Below are 509 nucleotides of genomic sequence, written 5' to 3' on the forward strand. Positions count from 1 at the left end.
CTCGGTGACCCGCTGGCCAACGGGCGTACCGGCGCGGCGACGCTGACCGACCAGTGGCGGGCCGCCCCGCCGGCCCCGGCGCCCTGGCAGCCGCCGGTGGACGCGCGGGACACCGCACCGGCGGTGACCCTCGGCGCCCAGGTGTCGCCGTCCGCGCCCACCTCCGCGGTGCCGGCGTCGTCCGTGCCGACCTCCGCGGTGCCGGCCTCGTCCGTGCCGACCTCCGCCGTGCCCGCGTCCGCCGTGCCGGCCTCGGCGGCTCCGGCCGAGTCCGCGTACGGGGGCGGGTACTCCGCCGGCGGCCCGACCGCGGCCCAGCCGCTGCTCGACCCGCTGCCGAAGCGGACCCCGGCCGCCGACGCCACCCCGGGGCTGCCCTTCGGCCCGGTCGCCGGCACCCCGTCGGCACCGGCCGCCGCGGCGCCCGCGCCGTTCGCCCCGTTCGCGGCGGCTCCGGCGGCGCCCGTCGCCCCGCCGGCCCCGGTCGCCCCGGCGATGCCGTACACCCC

General features: G+C 83.5%; 1 pseudogene. It reads left to right on the top strand.

The features are described 5' to 3' along the window. Window positions 1-509, top strand: a pseudogene (locus ACSNN7_RS29040) (hypothetical protein); the annotation flags it as partial.

Source organism: Micromonospora sp. URMC 105, from assembly GCF_051386295.1.
Lineage (GTDB): Bacteria > Actinomycetota > Actinomycetes > Mycobacteriales > Micromonosporaceae > Micromonospora.